This is a genomic window from Janthinobacterium sp. 1L-D-8-B-C4 (genome assembly GCF_057291295.1).
The window spans coordinates 106,837-130,713 of record NZ_JBXAVX010000019.1 but is presented as its reverse complement, the minus strand read 5'-3'; the positions used below and the strand labels follow the sequence as shown (position 1 = coordinate 130,713).

The window sequence follows — 23,877 nt, the reverse complement described above, 5'->3', positions numbered from 1 at the left end:
CGTGTGTACCCGACGTTTTTTACCTTCACTCATTTGCTGTCATCCTTTCACGGACCACAGCTTAAACCATCGTCTCAGATTCGGGATCCACTATACAGATAGGTGTCGGCGACCGAGAATTTGTCGCCCATCAGATACTGCTTGTCGGCGAGATGCTCATTAATCCAGGCGTAGCGCTTCTCCAGCTTCGGCCTTGCGATCTCGATATAGTCGCTTGCCGAAGGTGCATAGAAGAGCGGAATGAAGCCCTTGTGGATTTCCGTCGAGAGGAAGGCGAGCATCTCCTGAAGCTTGTAGCGTTCAAACGTCCCGTTGGCGGGAGCGAGGTCCATTTCGGGCTTCAGGTCGGCGAGATACTGGACGATGACAATGCCTTCCATCAGCATGTCGCCATTATCAAGCTCCAGCGCAGGAATGTAGCCATGCTGGTTGACCTTGTAAAAATTCTGCCCCTGTGCGGTTGTATGGTCTTTGAGATCAACCTTGATGAACTCAACATCAAGACCGAGTTCGTTTGCGACGATGTGGGGAGAAAGCGAGCAGGCACCCTGCTTGTAGTAGAGTTTCATTTCATGGGCTCCATCAATTTCAATGATGCGCTTCCCTGGAGGAAAAGCGCGTGGTTCAGGCGCTATGAAAACGCCAGAATGCGATGCTGATCTATTTGCTGTTGCTGCGGTAACGACGATAAAAGCCTCTCGGCGTCATGCTGGAAAAGACCCCGTCACGGCGCACCCAGGCATGCATGAGTGCGGCGGAAAGATGCATCAGCACGACGGCGAACAGCAGCCAGGCCAACAGGCCGTGGGCGTCACGCAGCACCGCATACCAGACCGGATCGACAGGCGCGATGGGCGGCAGCGCGACACCCGGGAACATCGTCACTGGCCATCCTCCGGCCGAGCGCACAGCCCAGCCCAGCAGCGGCAGCGAGAACATCAGCGCATACAACACCCAGTGCGATGCCTTGGCTGCTATTGCCTGCCAGCGCGGTATGTCGGCGGGCAACGCTGGCGCACCATGGCGCAGCCGGTTGAGCAGGCGCACGATCGCCAGCAGCAAGATGGCAATGCCCAGCGGCTGGTGAAGGTCGAGCAGCCAGGGCCGCCAGGTCAGCGACGTCATCATGGCCACGCCGATGAACAGCATCGCCAGAATTGCCGCCGCCATCGTCCAATGCAGCAGCTGCGCCAGCAGATTGAACCGTTCCGGCAGGCCAGCTTGGTTGCCTGGTACAGTGTCTGTCACGGTGCCGGTTTCGGTCGTCATGGTGCTGCCTTCTTTCCAACCGCATCGGTGGCCTTGCCGTAGCCGATTTCGTGCAGCCGTGCGTTGTACGAGTGGGCGTAAATGCCTGCCCGCGTGGCCAGTACCGGATCGTTCGACAGCGCCATGCCCGCCGGTATCAGGGTGGGGTCGAAATTGATGTCGCGACACACGCCGTCAGTCTGATCGAAGACCCGCTGCACTTCCAGCGTTCCGGCGACCAGTTGCGGGCGGGTTTCCGGCCAGGGTTGCGATGGATCATCGACCGGATCGCCTGGCGCGGCCAGTTGCATCACCATATCCCAATGCAACGGCGCCTTTGCCAGGCGTTGCGCCACATCCTTGAACAAGGCGTCATGACTGGCCCGCGCACGCTCATCAGCACTCCAGGCGGTGAATGTCGCGTGCGGCCGCAGCGACCAGCGCATGGCTTGCCGTTGCCCATCCTGGGCGACCAGAAAGTAGGCATGGATGGCGTAGAACGTGGCGCCGGCAAAGCTGCTGGCCCAGGGTTTCACGGCATCGGCCTCCATGTATTTGCGCGCCTCCGGATAGTCCTTGAGGAAAGCCTCCACATGTTGGGGGTCGGGTTTGCCAGTGGCCGGATCAGGCGCGGTAGCCTTGACCATCGCCAGGAAGCCGGGCGCATCGCGGGTGGCGAAATACGGCTCGTTGTTCATTTTCATGCGCCACTGCTGCCCGTTATCGGCGGTGAGCATCATGGCCATGCTGACGGTGCTGGTGGAGTTGTCTGCGGCATAGGGGCTCATGTTGCCGATCGAGAAGCGTCCGATGGCCCTGGTCTCCGGCTGAGCGAAAACTCTGGCGTCGGAATACTTTGCCGCCGCGCCGCTGGCGCGAAATACGCCGTCGAAACATACACCTTTGCCGTGCGCGCGCCGGTAGCCAGCAGGAAAATCATGCGGGATGTCCTCCAGGAAAGTCGTATTGGTCACGCGCTGGCCAAGCAAACCGGCAGCCCAGGCGAAGGCTGTGGCCAGCACGGCGACGATCGCGCCGATGCCGGCCAGGGCCGGCCAGCTGCGCTTGAGGTCAATATCGCCGATCTTCATGGCCGGCCTCGGTTAGATGGGGCGATGGTGATGCGCGGTGTGTGGTTCATGATGACTCCTTGAATGTACGGTGAATGTCGCCTGCTTAATGCGAGGCTGTCTTTGAAAACAGGTTCATCACGATCACGCCGGTGACAATGAGAACGATGCCGATGATTGCCGGAAAGTCCAGCCTTTGCTTGAAAGCGAGCACGCCAAGCAGCGCTGTCAGGACGATGCCCAAGCCGCCCCATATGGCGTAGGCGATCGCCAGCGGCAAGCCTTTCAGTGCCTGGCCGAGTCCATAGAATGCGAATCCGTAAAAAACAACCACCAGCGCGGTTGGTACCAATCGTGAAAACTGTTCGGACCTGGCCAGGAAGGCGCTGCCGGCGACCTCCGATACGATTGCGGCTCCTAGCCAGATATAGTGTGTTGCGAGCATGTTCTTCTCTTGTTTTGATGTGGTTAGTTTTGCAATATCGAATGGCATTGTTTATGCCCTGATTATTTCTTATGACTCTTTTTTACAATACGATCGTATTGTACTTTATTTTTGCGTTGTAGAATCCAGCCATGACTACTAAAGCACCCACTTCGCGGCCGCCGAAACAACCTGACCAAGTCAGAAAGCGGCTTTTTCTCTCTGCCACGACCTTGTTAAGTACGGGGCAGCCCGTTTCCATCGGTGCCATTGCCAGTGCCGCCGGCGTCAGCAAAGGTGCTGTACAACATCATTTCGGCACGAAAGAACAGCTGCTCTCAGCGCTTTTCGACCTTTATATGGATCAATTCAACGAAGCATTGGCGCTGGAAGATGCCTCGGCGCCGCCAGCCTTGCGCTACGCACGCATGTCGCTCAATGCAACGTCGTACGAGGACACCGAAGGCTGGCGCGCCATGGTCGTGGCGACCGTCATTGATCGCGCTCTGGCGGCGCGTTGGAGCGAGCGCGCAGAAATCGAGCGCGCTCTCGACCAGGCTCCCGCTGCGAATGCCTTGCTGGTTCGTTTGGCGGCAGACGGGTTATGGCTGTCGGATTTGCTGTCTACCTACAAGATCGGCAACAAAGAGCGCGAGGAACTCGATGGTTTGATGGGAGAACTGCTGAGGAAGCCTTGATGTGGGGTTGCTGGACAGCTCGCTGGTTCAGTCGGTGAACGGCTGCATTGCCGCAGGTGATGGAAGAAGCATGTCCAGTTTAGAACCTGATTGGAGTCGCCGAACGTGCGCGCGCGCAGTGCGCAGAGTTGCCGCGCAGGGGGAGCGGGGGCGAATATCCGACCCAGGACGGCTTCGGCTGGACCAACGGCATGGGCATGAACAGCGCGCTGCTCAAGCGCTACCCGGACCTGGCGCACTGACGCCGCCGGCGCTGTCAAAAATGGTGCGGCGCACGCGGCTCGCACCGCCTGCGCGCATGGCCGCACCCTGCTGGTGAGGGCTGTTGTTTGATGGTCTTTGCGGTCGATGTATTGTCCTTTCAACGTTGCAATCTGATACAAGCTCCAGCACAATGCCCCGGCTTGTGCCGCATCCTGATCCAGGAAGCGAACCCTTATCCAGACCCCGTACCGATGCAAGGAAAAAATCGATGGAAGCTTTTATCAGCAGTTTGAATGGCGTGATCTGGAGTTCCGCGCTGATTTACCTGTGCCTTGGCGCCGGCCTGTTCTATTCGATCCAGACCCGTTTCGTCCAGGTGCGCCTGTTCAAGGAAATGCTGCGCCTGCTGTTCAAGAAGCGTGACACCGATTCCGGCATCTCGTCGTTCCAGGCCCTGGCCGTGTCCTTGTCCGGCCGGGTTGGCGTGGGCAATATCGCTGGCGTGGCCGCCGCCATCGGTTTCGGCGGCCCGGGCGCGGTGTTCTGGATGTGGATGGTCGCCTTCCTGGGCGCCAGCACGGCCTATGCCGAATCGACGCTGGGCCAGCTCTACAAGGTCGAAGAGAATGGCCAGTACCGTGGCGGCTCCGCCTACTTCTTCACGCGCTGCCTCGGCTGGCCGTGGCTGGGCGCGCTGTTTGCCGTCTCGGCGGTGATTTCCTGCGGCATCTTCCTGCCTGGCGTGCAAGCCAACGCGGTCGGCAACGCGGTCGCCCAGATCTTTGGCGACGGCACCATGGTCGATACCTTCATGGGCAGCGTTGGCACCCACAAGCTGGCCGGCCTGGCGGTGATCCTGCTGGTGCTGGGCGTCATCATTTTCGGCGGCATCAAGCGCATCGCCCAGTTTGCCGAGTACGTGGTGCCGTTCATGGCCTTCGGCTATATCGTGCTGGCGCTGATCGTCATCGGCATGAATATCGACAAGCTGCCGGGCGTGTTCTCGCTGATCTTCTCGGATGCGTTCTCGGCCCAGGCCGGCATGGGCGCTGCCATCGGCTGGGGCGTCAAGCGCGGCGTGTACTCGAACGAAGCGGGCCAGGGCACCGGCACCCACGCGGCGGCCGCTGCCGAAACCGAGCACCCGTCGCAGCAGGGTCTGGTGCAGGCGTTCTCGATCTATGTCGATACCTTGCTGGTGTGCACGGCCACCGCACTGATGATTTTGATCACCAACCAGTACAACGTGCAGGGCACCTTGCCGGACGGCCAGTTCATCGTCCAGCACCTGCCGGCCACCACCGAGATCGGTTCGGCCGCGTTCACGCAAATGGCGCTGCAGAGCACCTTCGGCGGTTTCGGCCCGGTCTTCGTGGCGCTGGCGCTGTTCTTCTTCGCCTTTACCACCATCGTCGCCTATTACTATATCGCCGAAACCAACGTCGCTTACCTGAACCAGTACTTCAAGCGCAGCGTGCCGCTGGTGGTGGTCAAGCTGCTGATCATGGCGATGGTGGTGTTCGGCACCATCAACAGCGCCGGCTATATCTGGAACCTTGGCGATATCGGCGTGGGCATGATGGCGTGGATTAACATCATCGGCATCCTGATCATCTTCTTCATCTCGCGCCCGACCATCGCCTGTTTGCGCGATTACGAAGCCCAGCTCAAGGCCGGCGGCCCGATCACCTTCGATCCGGTCAAGCTGGGGATTAAGAATGCGACGTTTTGGGAAGAGCGGGCTGGGAAGGGCAAGCAAAACTGAAGGCAGTAGAACAAGCGTAAGGTCCGCCATTTAGACACGGACTGATGCGTACAGCGCCGTAGAAGCGCGCTCATTCGAAACCTGTTTAGAACCACGAACGCGCGCCCACGGCGCGCGGGGCTGCCGCGCGGGGGCAGCAGGGGGAGGATTCGGGCGGCGTGCGCCTGCAGGCGCAAGGCCTTCGAATCTCACACGCAGGGCGCGCAGGCGCCCTGCTCGCTTCCGCTATTAATGAATTTAAGTAGTTGATTTCTAAAACGTTTTAGATGCAACGGGCATTCTACATACACCTGAATCTACACTGGAGCAATATATCCTGTTAGCCTTGGCAGATAGATGGCAGTTTGAACTTCGACGACTCGTGCGAACTGGGTGTAGCTAAACGCAGCGCATCGCCCAACCTTACGAAACCGGCCCGTGGTTAACTGAGCACGGCAGTTCGATGTCATATTGTCTTTAGGCTTGGCGCTCTTTCGGCACGTAGTTCCAATGTTGATCCACGTATAGCGCACCCATGATGCCGCTAAACTTTCCGATGCTGATTCTATCTTGCTGTGCAATCTCAACCACGTCCCTGTCGTAATTAGCTTCAGGTCTAGCTATGAAGATATACGACCCGCCCCCTAACTGGCTCGGCTTCTGAAAGAAGTCCGTGAAGGTATAACTATAAGCATCCGATGCGTGCACTAACATGTCGCTCAAACCATCGCTCCGCCTGATTAAATATAGATAATCATCGTCATTAGTGGCATGATCAACCCTCCTCCATGATTGCACCTTTTTATGCTTATTCAGTGCATTTTCAAAATATTGCGGGATAGTGTAATAAAGATCGCGCCCCATCGCTATATCACCTTTTCGTGGTTTTGAATTTTTGACATGAAATCTACGTAGCGCTCTGTCTCTAACTGTGAAAAGACGACCAGATGCAAGCGCAAATTGAATTTTTCGCGAAAATCTTCAGCGAGCGTTCCCCATAAAGCTGCCTCATCTTTTACCTCAGAAATAGTTCTTGCCTTTGATTTAACGACCAAATCCACATCCGACGTTTCCATCCCAAATAATGCACTGCCAAAAATATCGGCATTGTCTATTTTTAGGGAAAGCTGCGAACTTTTCTCCTTCAACCACTGGCCATATACCGAAACCTTGATAGCTCCACGGTTGGATTTAGCGCAATATGCTTGAATCAAACCAGAAAAATCATGCGGAAATTGATTATTACGGTAGTCCGCAGTTGGGTTTTTACAGTGGTGCGCGAACGCATCGATGTGCGAAAGCATCTTCTCAACCAATGGCAGTTCAGCTGGACTGATTTTTTTAACGGATTGCAGAATGTTACGAATCTTTTTATTATTGGGGCAGACTATTTCGCTCCGTAGTTGATGCCAAGTACCTGGATCGTGCCTTAATTCACCGGTTGCACCTGTTGACGAATTTGGGCCAAAACTCAGGAAGACACGACGATTATCTTCCATTATTTTTCGAATATCCGTCGCTGCTGCAACTAAGTTTTTATAGGCTTTCTGCGCCCCAGATACTGTTGCAAACTTAATTTTATAAAAAAAAAGGCACGATAAAATTACCATTACCACGCCGAGAGTACTGAGCACAGTATCCATACTCGATGAAAGTTCAAGCCTAAGCCGAACTTCGGGCCGTATTACCTCGATACTCCCTGCAAGTTGAACCAGGTGCTGATACCCAATTAGTCCTAGGCCAGAAATTAGTAGTGTCCACGTAAATTTCAGCTCAAAGTTAGGATTTAATATGCGATTCAAAGCCTCAAGAGAAATTGACTTTAAAGTTAATTTGGTTGACACAATTTTCCATAAATATAGAGAACATCAAAGAACACCCAAGGCGGTTTAGCACAGATGATTTATACAATTTACAAAAAAATTCACACACCTATCGATTTGCATCGTATTGAACCGTTTGCAACCGGATGGATACATGATTTATGCTCACTATAACTCAATTGCAACTTACTGTCAGATCAATTTATAGTATCACCCCAGATCATTAGGCAGGTATTTAATCAGCCTTAGTCACTAGTTGTTTAGATATGGGTGATCATATTCCAACTCGCAGCCTGCCATTTTTCAGGCCAGGTTGCTTTTGAGTACACTGTTGAATCCTGTCACCCAACTACCAGCGCCATGAGCCAAGCCCTTCACAGCCAAGCCCGCACCACTCATCTGATCCGTGACGAAATCCGCAAATCGACGCTCTCCCAACGGGAACTGGCTGAGCGCTACAATGTCAGTCGTCTGACGATCCGCAAGTGGCAGAACCGAGACAGCGCCGAGGATCTTTCGCACCGGCCGCGTACCATGCACACCACGCTCACGCCTGCGCAGGAACTGATCGTCGTGGAGCTACGCACCACGCTGCTGCTGCCCACCGACGACCTGCTGGCGGTGGCCCGCGAGTTCGTCAATCCGGCGCTTTCGCGCGCCGCCCTGGGGCGCTGCCTGCGTCGCCATGGTGTCTCCAGCCTGCTTGAACTGGCCGCCCGGAAAACCGACAAGCCCGTCACCAAAAAGTCGTTCAAGGACTACGAGCCCGGCTTTTTACATATGGATATCAAGTACTTGCCGCAGATGCCTGACGAAACCGAACGCCGTTACCTGTTCGTCGCCATCGACCGCACCACGCGCTGGGTCTTTATGGAGATATATGCCGACCAGTCCGACAGCAGCAGCACCGACTTCCTGATCAAGCTCAACAAAGCCTGTCCAATCGCCATCGTCAAGCTGCTCACCGACAATGGCAGCAGTTCACCGACCGCTTTAGCAGCAAGAAAAAAGACCCGGAAACGGGCGACCGGATTCCCAGCGGCTAGGATGCGTTTGACGTGCTATGCAAACAGCTGGCGATCGAACATCGCCTGATCCCGCCACATCATCCGCAGACCAACGGCATGGTGGAACGCTTCAACGGCCGCATCAGCGAGGTCGTCAATCAGACCCGTTTCGCGTCTAGGTCCGAGCTCGAATCAACATTGCGCAATTACCTGAAAATCTATAACCACAACATCCCACAGCGTGCTCTCAACAACGAAACGCCGATTCAGGCAATGAAGAAATGGCAGGCAAAAAAAACCAGAATTATTCATTAAACGTGTTTATAACCAGGCGGGTCTTGACAAATATGGAGCTAAACGAGCAACGAAGCTGGAGGGGGAAAAGATCAAAGAATTTAGAGAAATCATAAAAGAAAATGTCGATACTTACCCTAGTTAAATTACCATAAATAAATAATTATTATAATAATTAAATAAAAATATATAGCTTCACCAACCAACAGATCCGCCACCATTGAAATGGTGAAATCCACAAAAACGTGTCGATATAGCTCTATATATCATAATATTAACCTACGACTATTGTCTTATTTTACCTAAAAAATCGTCTACAATATTCTTAGCGCGTTCTAAAGCACTAACTTCATTGCATTTTATAAAAATTGGTTTTGATTCAACAACATGGTCAGAAAGATTAGATGCTTGAACTTTTACTTCAATCGCTCCAGATAAAGATTCTGAAAATGAATCAGGCACTACCATAAATTCAAATTCCTCCTCGCCATCTTGATGCCGCCATTGTTCACAAGTGAGTGAAAATTCTTTTACAGGATGATCTGGCCGAGATTCATAATAAAATTCATTTGCGTCACGATTTTTTATTGGAGCCATCAACCTACTCAAGTCAAAACTATTATGAACTTGAGTTAATTTAGCATATGTTCTATCGTGGAGGCCCATGTATAATTTTTTGGTGGTCCACCTTCCTCTAGGTGGGATAGGAGGAGGAGGAAGTCCGATAGAAACATTTTCTTCTGCTTCACTATCCTCACCTGAAAATTTCGGTGGCAATATTTTTAGCTTTCCTTTTGTTGATAACGTTACGCGCGCATCTAAGGCTGGACGAGATCCATCATTAGAAGAAAACACAACAATTTCTGGAAACTTAAACTGCGAATTAATATAAAGATGAATTTTACTTAAAAAATCATCACACTTACGCAACCACTTTGGGTATTCATCATTTTGGTACGAATAAATTTCCTCTAAACTTACAGGAATAAATACTTTAGTTTCAATAAATGAAATTAATTTACTGCGATTCCCCATTTCAGGATTAACATACTCAAAATCTCTCGCCATCGGGAATGCACTTTCGATACGAGTAACAAAATTAGCTACATCTTCCTGGCTAAGCTCCGTATACCGGACCACATCCATAGAAAGTTTCGAATCATCAGAAGCAGAATTAATAAATCGAACTTTAAATGATGGCTCGCTCTTTTTATACCTAATAATTTCATTCTGGAGTGAATTAATTCGCTTTTCATTTTCATCTGTTTCCGGTGGCAATAGCCATACATCTTGAATAACAGAAAACTCCAAACCCACCATCTTCGCTGTCGCCATAGGCCCAGTATCGTGCGTCAATAACTTTACTTTATGACTTGGGTTCCTCTTAACATAAAGTGATACCACACCAACAAGTTGATCGTCTCGCTCTGCATAATTTAGACGATCAGATAAATCCTCATCAAATTTAAACTCAGAGTATAGATAGATACGCACAATTGGATTAGTATCACGAACCTCCAAATATCCATTCTCAGAAAGAAGAATATTCCTAAATATGGTCGCTGTCACTCGTGCTCGCTTTGTCAATCTACTATTGCCGCCTGATTTTTGCTTATCTATTTCTGATTGTACAGGCCTGGAAACAAGAAGGCACACCTCATCAAAATCATTCCAATTCGACCAATCAAGATCAGATAATGGCTTGCATTGTATGAATAAATTCGTATCTGGAAACAAGTATATTTTTTTCATCATCAATCCGCCATTATTCAAATATCAAAAAAATACGTAAGGCATATTGACAGGAGATTTTCGTGTGAGACTCATCCCTGAAATTACAACATAGGCCCAACTATACGAATCCCCAAACTGAAGTCTCTGCGTAAGCTCAGAGTCAATATGCATACACAGCATAATTAGTAGCCTCGCATTAACAGTCAGTACCGCACAGTTGCTATGAGTCTAGACACCAAGGCTGAGATCGTGTCCGAATGCCAGACCTGACCCTATTACTGTGACCCTATTACTGCAAATACGAATGTGACCCAATACAAACTATTCATTTATACAGGCATCGCAAAACTGCAAACCAAAAGGTGTAATCTGTACAGCACCCTTTCTAATATCCACAAATCTTCCATCTGCAACGATTCTCTCTTCCAAACTTCGAACATATTCATCCTGAATGATTTTTTCGTATGGATCAACGCCATCGTGGCCAGAACTCAGCGTATAGTTCTCTTTCAATTCGACTAAGCCAAGTCGCTGCAAATTCACCCAGTAAGATGCCTGCCTACCAGGTTGCTCACAAACTGCATAACCAACAGCGTGGGTGTAATACATCAAAAAATAGTAACCAGCCGCATTCTTTCCTATTGTCGAACGAACATTAATCATCGGCTGAGTCGCACCATGTTTTCTTAGATAGGCAATAAGCTTGGCCTCATCCGGAGATAGCTGCTTGATTATCTCGACAAAAGAGGGATGCGCGCTATCTTTGGTATCTACGTTCATTGCCGTTGCGAGCAGAGATGCATACATCTCCGCCAGCTCCTCTTTGTGACCAGTATACTTCAGAGCCTCAAGCGCCGGCCCAGCAACTGTCGCATCAGGAGTAACTATCTTTTCCTCCGGCACATCTTTGAGTTTTTGAGCTAGGCGCGTCGCTGCAAAGTCTTTAATTTGATCGTAGCCCCAGATCAACGCGGAAATCGGTGCTAATGCAACGTTCACAGTCTTAGCCAAAGTCAGCAGAGCAACGCCAAGCTCTTTTGCAGCTGGCTGAAGCGCATCCTGATAGATAGGCACTTCTTTCAACAACCCCGTTGTGGCGTTGATTGTTGCTTCAATATTGTTTTCGTCTGACATACGACCTTCTCCGTACTAAATTAATCAACAATCACTTTTGGCCGATGCTGGACATGCCATCGGAGAGAATATAGCTAACTACAAGTATCACTTATCCACGTCGGTAAGCCATCGGCAGTACCAGAAGCACACTCGCACTTAATACCTCGCGCTTTTTCGGTGGCAACACCGACAGTGTAAGCCTTCCCATCGTAATAGCATGAATTTCTGACAGTCCCTTTGACCATCGAAGTTATCGTTTCACATTTATAGTGCTGCCAACAGCCCGCAAAGATCAAAGGGATTACCGCTGCAACTTTCCATCTAATAGCTGACAATAGCAACGATAGCCTATTTTTCCGCCGCGCTTTACGTAGGTGATTTTTTTTTGTGACCAACCTTAATCGTTTGGGGTGCCGTAATATCGCTATGAATCTGCTGGCCAACTTTGCCGTGGAAAACCATTTGCGTATTGCGTTCGACTGATCTGGATGCAGGGGTGGCTGTAGGCTCAATACTTCCCTCAACTACACCAAGGACCCTCGCTTTCGCACGAATATCCAGCTTCCGATAGGCAGTCAACAGTTCATGCTCGTCCGCAGGCAACGCAGAAAGCGCATGTTCTCCTGTCAGCAGATACAACACATCTACCCCGGCCGTAGCAACGGCCGCCAAATAGTCAGAATCTGGCGTACGGGAGCCGTTTTCATAGTTGAACTGGGCCCCCTTTTTTACCCCACCAAGGGCAGCAAACTCGTCTTGGTTGAGGCGGAGGCGCTTCCGTTCTTCCTTAAGACGATCAAAAAAATACTTCATTTGAGTATAAATACCTTTAAAAATAACTCAAATGAGTGATTTATTTACGCCATGCCGTAGCGATTACAGATCATAACATTATGAATAATTTGTCAAAAGTCGGACGTACTGCGAAGAGCATCACTTCTCGGCCACTCGGCGTCCGTCTGACGCCTGATGAGGCGGACGATGTCGAGTTCTACTCAAAGAAAATTGAACGTTCCCATGCCTAGTTCCTTCGCTTCCTGATCCTGCGCGGCCTCATCGACTACAAGAGGACGCGATGGGGCAGGTCCGCCATTCAGACACGAGCTGATGCGAAGGGCGCCGTAGAAGCAGGCTCAGTCGAAAACCTGATTAGAACCACGAACGCGCGCCTGTGGCGCGCGAAGCTGCCGCGCAGCGGCAGCAGATGGAGGATTCGGGGCGGCATGCGCCTGCAGGCGCAAGGCCTTCGAATCTCACACGCAGGGCGCGCAGGCGCCCTGCTCGCTTCCGCCAGGAAACAAAAAAGCCGCCCAAAGGGGCGGCTGTTTTTTTGTTTCCTGGCGGAAGCGGTGAGATTCGAACTCACGAACAGTTTGACCCGTCGCTAGTTTTCAAGACTAGTGCCTTCAACCACTCGGCCACGCTTCCAGAGCCTGCATTATACATAAAGCTTGCGGGCTTACCAATGGCTGCGGTGAAGATGGGGCAATTGTTGCCGGGATGTTTACAAGTTCCAGTTTAAGCGCAGCACGCGCTCGAACTCTTCGGCTGCCAGCGGGCGCGAGAACAGGTAGCCTTGGACTTCGTCGCAGCCGGCGCTGTTCAGGAAGGCCATCTGCTCGGCCGTTTCCACGCCTTCGGCGATTACCTTGTGGTGCAGCTGCTGGGCGATGCTGATGATGGTGGTGGCGATGGCGCAGTCGCTGGCGTCGGAGGGGATGCCGGTGGTGAAGGATCGGTCGATTTTCAGGGTGTCGATCGGGAAGCGCTTCAGGTACGACAGGCTGGAGTAACCGGTGCCGAAGTCGTCCAGCGACAGCGCCACGCCCAGGGCCGTGATGCGGTCCATGATGCCGATCACGCGCTCGATGTTGTGCATCAGGGTGCTTTCGGTGATTTCCAGTTCCAGCCAGGCCGCTTCCAGGCCGTAGCGTTCCAGCATGGCGGCGACCCTGCCCGGCAGGGCCGAGGTGAATTCGCGGGCGGAGACGTTCACCGCGATGCGGATTGGCGGCAGGCCCGCCTGTTGCCAGGCTTGCGCCTGGGCGCAGGCCGCTTCGAGCACCCATTCGCCCACTTGCACCACCAGGCCGGTCGATTCGGCCAGCGGGATGAAGTCGGCTGGCGGGATCATGCCTTGCACGGGGTGGCGCCAGCGCACCAGCGCTTCGGCGCCGATCATGCGCCCGCTGCCCAGCGCGTATTTCGGCTGGTAGTGCAGCAGCAGCTGGTGTTCGGCCAGGGCGTGGCGCAGGCCGGTTTCCAGGCGCATGCGCGCTTGCATGCCCAGGTTCATGTCCTGGCTGTAGAAGGCCACGCTTTCGGCCTCGCCGCCGCCGTCCTGCTTGGCCCGGTACATGGCGATGTCGGCCAGGCGCAGCAGGGTTTCGGCGTCATGGCCGTCTTGCGGGTAGACGCTGATGCCAATGCTGGCGCCCACGCGCAGGTCGTGGCCTTCGATCAGGAAGGGTTCCACCAAGGAGGCCAGCAGCTTTTGCGCCACCGTGCTCGCTTCGAAATGCTGGATGATGTCGAACAGGCCAACGGCGAATTCGTCGCCGCTCAGGCGCGCCACCAGGTCCTGGTCGCGCAGCACCCGGCGAAAGCGCACGGAGACCTGGCGCAGCAGTTCGTCGCCGACGCGGCGGCCCAGGGTGTCGTTGATCAGCTTGAAGCGGTTCAGGTCGATGAACAGCATGCAGCCAAGCATCTTGCTGCGCTGGGCCACGGAGAGGGCCTGGTCGACCAGCTTGGTCAGCAAGGTGCGGTTCGGCAGGCTGGTCAGCGCGTCATAGTAGGCCAGGTGATGCAGGCGCTCTTCGGCGATCTTGCGTTCGGTGATGTCGGTCAGGTAGGCGATCAGGCCGACCGGGCGCTCGTCGAGGTCGCGCAGCGGCGACAGCGACAGGCTGGCCCAGAAAACTTCGCCGGACTTCTTTTTGCGCCGCACCTCCATCAACCGCCCGCCCTGCTCCAGGAAGGCGTCGTGGAAACCGGTGTCTTCGTCGTCATACAGGAACAGGATGTTGCGGCCCACCGCTTCCACCGACGAGTAGCCGAACAGGCGTTCGGCGCCCTTGTTCCAGCTGGTGATGTAGCCGGTCAGGTCCATCGTCAGCACCGATTCGTGCAGCTGGTCGAGGATCTGCGTCTGTTGCGCCAGCAACGCTTCCACCTGCGCAAACGCATGCGTGGAGCGCTGCGCCAGCGAGTGCACCTGCAGCACGCCGGCCGTCAGGGACGCCAGGCTCGACAGTTGACGGCGGTCGGTCTCGTCATAACGATGCTTGCCGGCCACGCGGTAGTAGCCGAAGCAATGGCCGTCGAAACTGATTTCTTGCAGCAATCCCGCATGCGCTGGAGCAGGCAGTGCGGCGGGCGCGTCGCCAGTGGCCGACGGCAGGAACTCGCCGTGCGCGCTGGCCATCACGCTGCCGGCGATGCGGCCCAGCTCGGTCACCAGGGCCGCGCCGCGCAGGCGCACCACGGCGTCGCACAGGGCGGCACTGTCGCTGAGGGTATCGGACACCGGCAGCATGGTCATGCTAGAGGTTCCGACTGACCGTGATGGCCCACTGGTACGCTTGCAGCAGGCTGCGCCAGTAGGTTTCGCCGTCGATGCCGGCGCGCGCCAGGCTGGCCGGCGCCGGCGGGGTAGCGCTTTCGGCCAGCGCCAGCATGGCGCCCAGTTCGCCGCTGCGATCAAGCAGGGCGCCACTGACGGCCGGGTCCAGGTTGAGGGTGGCGATAATGTCGGCCATGTCCATGCCCAGCAAGGCGTCGAGCAGGGAGAACACGCCGGTCATGAAGGCCAGGTCCTGCGCTGCGCGGTCGCCGCCGCGCAACTGGCATAGCGACTCCATCTGCGCCGCGCGCACGGCCGCCAGCGGCAGCAGCGCGTTGACCTTGCCGTCGTCCTGCTGGCGCGCATACAGCAGCAATTGCAGCCAGCGCTGCAACTGGCGCCGTCCCAGCAAGGTGATGGCCTGGTTGAAACTGGTGATAGTCGCGGTGAAACCAAAGGCAGCCGAGTTGACCAGTTTCAGCAAATGATAGGCCAGCGCCGGATCCTGCTTCAACGGCACTTCCAGTTCCTGCACGTCGGCGTCGCGCGCCAGCAGGGCCAGCAGCACCAGCAGGCGGCGCCGCGAGGTGCCCTCTTCCGCTTCGCCGTGGCGCCGCGCTTCGTTCAGTGCATAGTCGCCGGCAAACCAGCTTGCGCCCAGCGCCGCCACGGCGGCCAGGCTGGCGGTATCGGCAATATTGTAGGCCAGGTGCGGGCCGGGCAAGCTCATCATTTGATGCAGGCTCGGCAGTTCACCGGCCGCATCAATGCCCAGCGCGCGCGCGTCGACATATGCCGCCGTGACGGGGCCGGCGCCGGGGCCGTCGAGCACGATGCGGTAGCCGGCCTCGCGCCATTGCAGACAGGTTTTTTGTACTTGCTTGCTGGCGGCGGCAGCGGCGCTCAGGCGGAAAATGGTGCGCTGTGGCACCAGGTGCGGCAACAACTGCGCCAGCAGCGCTTCGTCAACGCCATGCGGATCGCTGACGGGAATGATGCAGTCGAGCGGCGCCAGGTGGGCGTACACATCGGCAGCGGCCATGGCGGCCAGCAAGCCCGCTTGCTGCGGAACGTGGAAGCTGACGGCAACCCATTCATTGTGCGCGTTGGCAACTGCCTGCAATCCCACCAAAGGAAACAGGTTTGATTCAGACGTTGACATCGATCATCTCGTGTGGGGTAAGGCAAAAAGTGTTCATGAACTGGTGACCGACAAACAACTGCCATAAGACATGACAGTTCGACAGCAAGAATCATTCTATCTGAATCTCACAGATGAAACAGTTTTATATTAGCAATAAGTGTTCAAAAAAAACATTCCATTAAGAAACTACAATCGCCTGTGGCTGGCGCCCATCAGGTGGCGCCGCCATCGAATTGCGCGTGCTCGACCGCGTATTTGATCAGTTCGGCCTGTCCTTCGATGCCCAGCTTGCGCTTGATGTTCAGGCGGTGGGTTTCCACCGTGCGCACGCTCAGGTCCAGGTCGCGCGCGATCTGCTTGTTCGACTGGCCGCCCGCAATATGCTGCAGCACCTGCTGTTCGCGCAGGGTCAGGAAGGTATCCTGCACTTGCGGGCGTGACAGTTGCCTGGCCAGCGCCGCGCTGTAGTAAATGCCGCCGGACATGACCGTCTCGATGGCGAAGACGATATCCTTGCCGGGCGCATCTTTCAGCACATAGCCGCGCGCGCCGGCGGCAATCGCCTGCGACACGTATTCGAGCTTGTCGTGCATCGACAGGATCAGCACGGCGATCTGCGGAAACGCCTGCTTGAACAGGCCGGTGGCCTCAATGCCATTGGTACCGCGCATATTGATGTCCATCAGCACCAGATCGACCTGGTGATTGCGCGCCTGCAGCAACGCTTCGTCGGCGCCGCCGGCCTCGGCCACCACGTCGAAATGCGGCACCGCTTCCAGGCGCGCGCGCAGGCCGTCGCGCACCAAGGGGTGATCGTCGACCAGCAGTATTCGTATCAGTTCAGTCATTTTTTCTCATTGTCCGGGAGTGTAAGGCAGGCGCGCCAGTACCATCGTGCCGCCAGGCCCGGAGGCAATATGCAGGCTGCCGCCGATGGCTTCCATGCGCTCCGTCATGTTGCGCAGGCCGATGCCGCGCTGCGGGTGCAGCGCAATGCCGTCGGCGTCAAAACCGCCGCCATTGTCCTCGATGCGCAGTTCGACCACGCCGTGTGCTTCGCGCAGGCCGAGCAGCACCTCGCTGGCGTTGGCATGGCGCTCGCTGTTGGTCAGCGCTTCCTGGGCGATGCGGAACAGCACCGTGTTGACCATGTCGGGCAAGCCTTCGCCGGCGCCCGCCGGGCTGGCCGCAAAGCTGGCCTGGGCGCTGCTGCTGTCATTGTATTCGTGCACCAGATGGTCGAGCGCGGCGCCCAGGCCCAGGTCGTCGAGGATGGCCGGGCGCAGATTGTGCGAAATGCGGCGCACTTCACCCAGTACCTTGTTCAGCTGTTCGGCGGCCCGCTCGAAGGTGGCCGGCGCCCTGGCTTGCTGATCCGTATTGCCAGCCAGGCGTGCGATGCCTGCCTCGATCTGCAGCTTGATCGACACCAGCCACTGGCTGATGCCGTCATGCAGATCGCGCGACAGCCGCGCCCGCTCTTCTTCCTGCGATTCGACCACCCGCTGCGCCAGCACTTTCAGTTTCGCGTCGGCCACGCGCAGTTCGCGGATATTCAGCACCAGGCCGCAGCCGGCCACCACCAGCGAACCGAGAATCGCAATCGCCGCGATCCACAGCATGGTCGAGCGGATATTGGCGAACTGCTGCGCGCCCACCTTGGCCAGCGCCTGGTCGACGTCGTCCATATAGATGCCGGTGCCCATCATCCAGCCCCATTCGGGCATCAGGATCACATAGCCGAGTTTGGGCGCGGCCTTGTTGGTGGACGGCTTGACCCAGTTGTAGCGCTCGAAGCCGCCGCCGCTCCTGGCACGCTGCATCAGGCGCTGGATGGTCAGGTTGCCGTCGGCGTCGCGCAACTGCCACAGGTTCTGTCCCACCAGCTCGGGCTGGCGCGGATGCATCAGCGAATTGCCCTGCAAATCGTAGATAAAGAAATAGCCGTCGTCGCCATAGCTGAGCGCGGCCAGGATGCGCTTGGCTTCTTCCTGGGTGGCGGCATCTCTGCGGCCCGACTTGACCAGCTTGGCAATCGAGTGGCTGGCCAGCGTCACATAGTGCTTGAGTTCCGATTCCTTGCTGGCCAGGTAAGCCTGCTCGATGGTCGCGCGCTGCTGCTCGGCCAAGGTCAAGGCTTGATGACGCACCGCAAAGGCGATCGCGCACAGGGCCAGGATCAGCGGCGTGATGGCCAGGAAGATGACTTTTTGTCGTAGTTTCATGACCTGGCGCAATGGTGGTGGAAGTGAATAGTCAAAACGGCGATTTTACGCGGCTGCCTGTCGCTGGCTCTGCGTAGTAATACTGAGCATTACTGCGTAGTGCTGCGCTTGCCAGCATTATACGATTGGTGAATACTCGGCATAAGCTGCGCATACTGAACAAACTGGCAACGACCAGGGCAATACAGGGTAACAAATTACGGCGCAGCGCCCGTCAAATTTCTGGAGGAAGCATGAACCGCATTTTCAAACAGCTCGGCTGGGCAGCGCTTGCGCTGGCCGGCGCGGCGTCACTGGGCGTGGTCGCCCTGCAACGCGGCGAACCGATCAGCGCCATCTGGATCGTTATCGCCGCCGTCTGCGTCTACCTGATCGCCTACCGTTTCTACAGCCTGTTTATCGCCGACAAAGTCCTCGGCCTGGACGCGCGCCGCATGACGCCGGCCTTCAAGCACAACGATGGCCTGGACCACGTGCCGACCAATAAATATGTGCTGTTCGGCCACCACTTTGCGGCCATTGCCGGCGCCGGCCCATTGGTCGGCCCGGTGCTGGCCGCGCAGATGGGCTACCTGCCCGGCATGCTGTGGATACTGGCCGGCGTGGTGTTTGCCGGCGCGGTGCAAGATTTCATCGTGCTGTTCATTTCCATGCGCCGCGACGGCCGTTCGCTGGGCGATTTGATCAAGGCCGAGCTGGGCGAGATACCCGGCATGATCGCCCTTCTGGGCTGCTTCATGATCATGGTGATCATCCTGGCGGTGCTGGCCCTGATCGTCGTGAAAGCGCTGACCGGCTCGCCATGGGGCAGCTTTACCGTGATGGCGACGATTCCCATTGCCCTGTTCATGGGCGTCTACTCGCGCTTTATCCGCGTCGGCCGTATCGGCGAAGTGTCGGTGATCGGTTTCATTTTGCTGATGCTGGCCATTATCGGCGGCCAATACGTGCAGGAACACGCCGTGCTGGGCGCGATGTTCACCTTCACCGGCACTGAGCTGACCTGGATGCTGATCGGCTACGGTTTTATCGCTTCGGTGCTGCCCGTGTGGCTGCTGCTGGCGCCGCGCGACTATCTGTCCACTTTCCTGAAAATCGGCACCATCCTGGGCTTGGCGATCGGCATCATCGTGGTTGCGCCTTACCTGAAAATGCCGGCCATGACCAAGTTCATCGACGGCTCCGGCCCGGTCTGGTCGGGCAATCTGTTCCCGTTCCTGTTCATCACGATTGCCTGCGGCGCCGTGTCGGGTTTCCATGCCCTGATCTCGTCGGGCACCACGCCGAAGATGATAGAAAACGAAAGCCACGCCCGCTTTATCGGCTATGGCGCCATGCTGATGGAGTCCTTCGTTGCCATCATGGCGCTGGTGGCTGCCTCGACCATCGAGCCGGGCATTTATTTCGCCATGAACAGCCCGGCCGCCCTGATCGGCTCCACCGCCGAATCGGCCGCGCAGGCGATCTCGCAATGGGGCTTTTATGTGACGCCTGAAATGCTGACGCAAACGGCCAAGGATGTCGGCGAGCACACCATCATCTCGCGCGCCGGCGGCGCGCCGACCCTGGCGGTCGGCATGGCGCAAATCTTGTCGGGCGCCATGGGCGGCAAGGCCATGATGGCTTTCTGGTACCACTTCGCGATCCTGTTCGAAGCGCTGTTCATCCTGACCGCCGTCGATGCGGGCACCCGTGCCGGCCGCTTCATGCTGCAAGATTTGCTGGGCAGCTTCGTGCCAAGCCTGAAACAGACCGACAACGTGATCGCCAACCTGCTGGCCACCGGCCTGTGCGTGGCGGCCTGGGGCTACTTCCTGTACCAGGGCGTGGTCGATCCGCTGGGCGGCATCAACACCTTGTGGCCGCTGTTCGGCATCGCCAACCAGATGCTGGCGGCCATTGCACTGATCCTTGGCACCTGCGTGCTGTTCAAGATGAAGCGCGGCCAGTATGCGTGGGTGACGATCACGCCGACCATCTGGCTGCTGCTGTGCACCCTGACGGCCGGCTGGCAAAAGATTTTCGACGCCAATCCGCGCGTCGGCTTCCTGGCCCATGCCGACAAGTATTCGGCAGCGCTTGACGCAGGTCAATTACTGGCGCCGGCCAAGTCGGTGGCGCAGATGCAGCAGATCATCTTCAACGATTACCTCGATGCAGGCCTGGCCGGCTTCTTCGTGATCGTGGTGATCAGCGTGCTGGTGTTCGGCATCCGCACCATCATGAAAGCGCGCGCCGACAGCCGTCCTAGCACCAAAGAAACGCCGTACCAGGCCATGCCGACGGTGCAGTGATGATCGACGAAATCCTCAAGGCAGGCCGCTACCTCGGGCAAAGCATGCGGCTGATGTGCGGCCTGCCCGAGTACGATACCTACGTGGCGCACCGGGAAGTGACCCATCCCGGCGAACCGATGATGACGTACGAGGAATTCTTCCGCGAGCGCCAGGAAGCGCGCTACGGCGGCGCCGGCAAGCGCGGCGGTTGTTGTTGATGTCTTCCCTGGACCGTAGGTCGGATTAGCGAACGCGTAATCCGACATCACCACCGGCTCAAGCCAACGATGTTGTCGGGTTACGCGCTACGCGCTAACCCGACCTACGCTTTTTTATTTGGTTCCCCTCCCTTTCGCCCCCTTCCCTGTTTTTAGACCCACATCAACATCCGGGTCAGCCATCACGCTTATATTTTTCCCATGGGAATTAATTAAATAATAGCAATAATTGCCCGGAGGATGTCCGTCCCATGTTCAATTTTCAACGCGCCAGCATCAGCCAGAAACTGACCATGATCTCGGTGTTGTCCTCCGGCAGTGCGCTGCTGCTGGTGTTCGTGGCGTTTGCCGCCACGGCCGTGATGAGCCACAAGGAAGACCAGAGCCGCCAGTTGCTCTCGCTGGCCGGCGTGATCGGCGCCGCCGGCGCGGCGCCCATGCTTGCCGGCAAGACGGGCCAGGCGCAGCAGCTGCTGGCCGCGCTGCAGGCGCGCGACGAGATCGTGCAGGCCGCATTGTATGACCGCCACGGCAAGGTATTTGCCGTATACCGCGCCGCGCCGCCACGGCCGGACAGCCCGCCGGCCGAGGCCATCGAGCCGCAGCGCCTGGCCGAATTGCTGGACGCCCCGGTGATGCCCGGCGCGCGCGCCGCGCTGGCGCGCTCGATGCGGCTGTACCGCCCGGTATTGCAGCACGACGAAGTGGTCGGCGCCGTCATGATCGAAACCGACCTGTACCCGATGTGGCGCGATATCGTGCGCCACCTGGGCGCCATCAGCGGCGCCACCTTGCTGTCGTTCCTGGTGGCGCTGATACTGGCGGGGCGCTTCAAGAGCCTGATCGCCGAACCGATTACCAAGCTGATCGATACGGCCAAGAAGGTGTCGAGCAGCCAGACCTACAGCCACCGCATCGCCCACCAGCGCAGCGACGAACTCGGCGTGCTGATCGACAGCTTCAACGACATGCTGGCGCAGATCGACAGCCGTGATGCCACGCTGGCCAACTACCGCGACCAGCTCGAACGCCAGGTCAGCGTGCGCACCGAGCAGCTGGAAAAGGCCAAGGATGCGGCCGAGGCCGCCAGCCAGGCGAAAAGCGCCTTCCTGGCCACCATGAGCCATGAAATCCGCACCCCCATGAATGGCGTGCTGGGCATGACGGAGTTGCTGCTGGCCAGTACGCTCACACCGCAGCAGCGCCACTACACCAGCATGGTGCAGCGCTCGGGGCAGAATCTGCTGGTCATCATCAACGACATCCTCGACTTTTCAAAGATCGAGGCGGGCAAGCTCAGCGTGGAATATATCCGCTTCAATTTCCGCGAACTGCTCGACGATATCGAACATGTGTTCACGCCCCAGGCGGAAGCAAAAAATATCCGCCTGGAATTCGATATCGCCAACGATATTCCGATCGCCATCTGCGGCGACCCGAACCGGCTGCGCCAGATCATCGTCAACCTGCTGGGCAACGCCATCAAGTTCACGGAAACGGGCAAGGTCACGGTAAAGGTGGAGGTATGCCGCGAGGACAACCCCAGCGTGGGCTTGCGCTTCGAGGTGCACGACACCGGCATCGGTGTGTCAAGCGAGGCGCGCTCGCGCATCTTCGACTCGTTTTCGCAAGCCGACGGCTCCACCACGCGCAAGCACGGCGGCACCGGCCTGGGCCTGACGATTTCAAAGCAGCTGGTGGAGCTGATGGGCGGGAAAATCGGGGTCGATAATGCTTTAACGCAAGGCTCCATCTTCTGGTTCGACGTAAATTTCGATAAGCGGCGCGTCGACAGCGACGACCCATCTTTCAATCTGAACACTACGCGGGGGATACGCGCCTTGATCGTCGACCACACACCCGCCACCCGCGCCGTGCTCGAGCGCCAACTGGCCAGCTGGCATATCGCCAGCGACAGCGCCAGCTCGGCCGACGACTGCCTGGCCAGGCTGCGCGCCGCAGTGGACGCCGGCCAGCCCTATACCGTCGCCCTGCTCGACATGGAATTGCCGCGTACCAGCGGCCTGGCGTTGGCCGCCACCATCAAGAGCGATGCCCAGCTGGACGAACTGAAACTGCTGCTGCTGAGCACCGAGCGCGGCGCTGCCGACCCGGTCCAGCGGCGCGAAGCGGGTGTCGCCTTCCAGCTGATCAAGCCGGCACGCGAATGCGACCTGTTCGACTGCATCGTTACCCCGCCGCGCGCCAGCGAAGGCCTGCGCATCCATCCGCCGCATGCGCCAAAGCAAGCCAGCCGCCGGCAGCGCCGCCGCGTGCTGCTGGCCGAGGACAATCCGGTCAATGTGGAAGTGGCGCTGGCCATGCTCAACAGCCTGGGCCTGGACGTGGTCTGCGTCCACAATGGCGAGGAAGCGCTGCAGGCGGCGCGGGCCGGGGAGTTCGACCTGGTGCTGATGGATTGCCAGATGCCGGTGATGGACGGCTTTGCGGCCACGGCGGAAATTCGCCGCCACGAACAGCACGACAGCCACGCGCGCATGCTGCCGATCGTGGCGATCACCGCCAACGCGCTGCAGGGCGACCGCGAATCGTGCCTGGCGGCCGGCATGGACGATTACCTGAGCAAGCCGTTTACCCAGCAGGAACTGGCCAACACCCTGGCGCGCTGGATCGCCCTGCCGCGCGCGGCCACCGTGCACCATGCAGACGAGGCGATGGAAGCGCCGCCGGCGAGATCGCAACCGATGAGCCAGCCTTCGGCAGCACCTGCCGTGGAGCTGAACCGGCAGGCGCTGGACAATATCCGCGCCCTGGCCGGCAGCGGTGAAGATACTTTGCTGGAAAAAGTCATCAACGCGTTTACCGGCGACACGCCGCGCCAGCTGGCCAGCTTGCACACCGCCATCGCCGCGCACGATACCGAGGCCATGCGCAAAGTGGCGCACAGCCTCAAGTCCGGCAGCGCCAACGTCGGCGCCGATGCGCTGGCGCTGCAGTGCAAGGAGATGGAAAAACTGGGTCGCGCCGGCAGCACCGATGGCGCGGCCAGGCTGCTGCAAACCATGGATCAGCAATTTCTGGCAGTGCGCGACGCCCTGGGCCGACTCCTCGTGAAGGAACATTGAC

General features: G+C 57.1%; 19 protein-coding genes, 1 tRNA gene and 1 pseudogene. 7 read left to right on the top strand and 14 right to left on the bottom strand.

What is annotated here, in order from left to right; all coding sequences use genetic code 11:
• Positions 1–74: 74 nt before the first annotated feature.
• From AC0Z42_RS26465 to AC0Z42_RS26450, 4 genes are all read right to left on the bottom strand, one after another.
• Complete coding sequence (locus AC0Z42_RS26465; RefSeq protein ID WP_485471051.1) at positions 75–569, bottom strand: glutathione S-transferase N-terminal domain-containing protein; 495 nt, start codon at positions 567–569, stop codon at positions 75–77.
• 91 nt (positions 570–660) lie between these two features.
• Positions 661–1,269 carry a cytochrome b gene (locus AC0Z42_RS26460; RefSeq protein WP_485471050.1) on the bottom strand — a complete coding sequence of 203 codons (609 nt, stop codon included), beginning with the start codon at positions 1,267–1,269 and terminating at the stop codon, positions 661–663.
• Positions 1,266–2,339, bottom strand: coding sequence for a catalase family peroxidase (locus AC0Z42_RS26455; protein ID WP_485471049.1), 1,074 nt, complete (start codon positions 2,337–2,339; stop codon positions 1,266–1,268). Before AC0Z42_RS26455 ends, AC0Z42_RS26460 begins: the two co-directional genes overlap by 4 nt.
• 85 nt (positions 2,340–2,424) lie before the next feature.
• Positions 2,425–2,811: a DMT family transporter gene (locus AC0Z42_RS26450; protein ID WP_485471048.1), complete on the bottom strand. Its 387-nt coding sequence runs from the start codon at positions 2,809–2,811 to the stop codon at positions 2,425–2,427.
• 83 nt (positions 2,812–2,894) lie between these two features.
• Here AC0Z42_RS26450 and AC0Z42_RS26445 point away from each other — a divergent pair, with 83 nt between their 5' ends.
• The 3 genes from AC0Z42_RS26445 to AC0Z42_RS26435 all read left to right on the top strand — a co-directional run bounded on the left by AC0Z42_RS26445 (position 2,895) and on the right by AC0Z42_RS26435 (position 5,409).
• On the top strand, positions 2,895–3,440 hold the full coding sequence (locus AC0Z42_RS26445; protein WP_485471047.1) for a TetR/AcrR family transcriptional regulator: 546 nt from the start codon (positions 2,895–2,897) through the stop codon (positions 3,438–3,440).
• 128 nt (positions 3,441–3,568) lie between these two features.
• Positions 3,569–3,682 carry a trehalase family glycosidase gene (locus tag AC0Z42_RS26440; protein WP_485471046.1) on the top strand — a complete coding sequence of 38 codons (114 nt, stop codon included), beginning with the start codon at positions 3,569–3,571 and terminating at the stop codon, positions 3,680–3,682.
• Positions 3,683–3,912: 230 nt separating this feature from the next.
• Complete coding sequence (locus tag AC0Z42_RS26435) at positions 3,913–5,409, top strand: alanine/glycine:cation symporter family protein (RefSeq protein ID WP_485471045.1); 1,497 nt, start codon at positions 3,913–3,915, stop codon at positions 5,407–5,409.
• A gap of 456 nt (positions 5,410–5,865) precedes the next feature.
• Here AC0Z42_RS26435 and AC0Z42_RS26430 read toward each other — a convergent pair whose 3' ends face one another.
• Both AC0Z42_RS26430 and AC0Z42_RS26425 read right to left on the bottom strand, forming a co-directional pair.
• The gene (locus tag AC0Z42_RS26430) at positions 5,866–6,252 is read right to left on the bottom strand and encodes a hypothetical protein (RefSeq protein ID WP_485471044.1); all 387 of its coding nucleotides are present in this window, start codon (positions 6,250–6,252) and stop codon (positions 5,866–5,868) included.
• A 2-nt stretch (positions 6,253–6,254) separates the two neighbouring features.
• Entirely contained in the window at positions 6,255–7,031 is a 777-nt protein-coding gene (locus AC0Z42_RS26425; RefSeq protein ID WP_485471043.1) for a hypothetical protein, read from the bottom strand.
• Positions 7,032–7,571: 540 nt separating this feature from the next.
• Here AC0Z42_RS26425 and AC0Z42_RS26420 point away from each other — a divergent pair.
• Positions 7,572–8,657, top strand: a pseudogene (locus AC0Z42_RS26420) (IS481 family transposase).
• A gap of 140 nt (positions 8,658–8,797) precedes the next feature.
• Here the strand turns inward: AC0Z42_RS26420 and AC0Z42_RS26415 are convergent.
• The 8 genes from AC0Z42_RS26415 to AC0Z42_RS26380 form a co-directional block, all read right to left on the bottom strand.
• A complete protein-coding gene (locus tag AC0Z42_RS26415) occupies positions 8,798–10,267 on the bottom strand; it encodes a PIN domain-containing protein (protein WP_485471042.1) in 1,470 nt (489 codons plus the stop codon).
• Between the two features lie 300 nt (positions 10,268–10,567).
• The gene (locus AC0Z42_RS26410) at positions 10,568–11,380 is read right to left on the bottom strand and encodes a DUF4393 domain-containing protein (protein WP_485471041.1); all 813 of its coding nucleotides are present in this window, start codon (positions 11,378–11,380) and stop codon (positions 10,568–10,570) included.
• 348 nt (positions 11,381–11,728) lie between these two features.
• Positions 11,729–12,175, bottom strand: coding sequence for a helix-turn-helix domain-containing protein (locus AC0Z42_RS26405; protein WP_485471040.1), 447 nt, complete (start codon positions 12,173–12,175; stop codon positions 11,729–11,731).
• A gap of 525 nt (positions 12,176–12,700) precedes the next feature.
• Positions 12,701–12,790: transfer RNA gene (locus AC0Z42_RS26400), tRNA-Ser, on the bottom strand.
• Between the two features lie 76 nt (positions 12,791–12,866).
• Positions 12,867–14,906: a putative bifunctional diguanylate cyclase/phosphodiesterase gene (locus AC0Z42_RS26395; RefSeq protein ID WP_485471039.1), complete on the bottom strand. Its 2,040-nt coding sequence runs from the start codon at positions 14,904–14,906 to the stop codon at positions 12,867–12,869.
• 1 nt (position 14,907) lies between these two features.
• Positions 14,908–16,089 carry an EAL and HDOD domain-containing protein gene (locus AC0Z42_RS26390; protein WP_485471038.1) on the bottom strand — a complete coding sequence of 394 codons (1,182 nt, stop codon included), beginning with the start codon at positions 16,087–16,089 and terminating at the stop codon, positions 14,908–14,910.
• 194 nt (positions 16,090–16,283) lie between these two features.
• Entirely contained in the window at positions 16,284–16,919 is a 636-nt protein-coding gene (locus AC0Z42_RS26385) for a response regulator (RefSeq protein WP_485471037.1), read from the bottom strand.
• Between the two features lie 6 nt (positions 16,920–16,925).
• On the bottom strand, positions 16,926–18,296 hold the full coding sequence (locus AC0Z42_RS26380; protein WP_485471036.1) for a cache domain-containing protein: 1,371 nt from the start codon (positions 18,294–18,296) through the stop codon (positions 16,926–16,928).
• A gap of 233 nt (positions 18,297–18,529) precedes the next feature.
• Between AC0Z42_RS26380 and AC0Z42_RS26375 the strand changes: the two genes are divergently transcribed.
• The 3 genes from AC0Z42_RS26375 (at position 18,530) to AC0Z42_RS26365 (ending at position 23,876) form a co-directional block, all read left to right on the top strand.
• Positions 18,530–20,590, top strand: coding sequence for a carbon starvation CstA family protein (locus AC0Z42_RS26375; RefSeq protein WP_485471035.1), 2,061 nt, complete (start codon positions 18,530–18,532; stop codon positions 20,588–20,590).
• Positions 20,590–20,790 (top strand): YbdD/YjiX family protein, encoded by a 201-nt coding sequence (locus tag AC0Z42_RS26370; RefSeq protein ID WP_094445960.1) that lies wholly within the window; start codon positions 20,590–20,592, stop codon positions 20,788–20,790. Before AC0Z42_RS26375 ends, AC0Z42_RS26370 begins: the two co-directional genes overlap by 1 nt.
• Positions 20,791–21,041: 251 nt before the next feature.
• A complete protein-coding gene (locus AC0Z42_RS26365) occupies positions 21,042–23,876 on the top strand; it encodes a response regulator (protein ID WP_485471034.1) in 2,835 nt (944 codons plus the stop codon).
• Position 23,877: the final 1 nt, after the last annotated feature.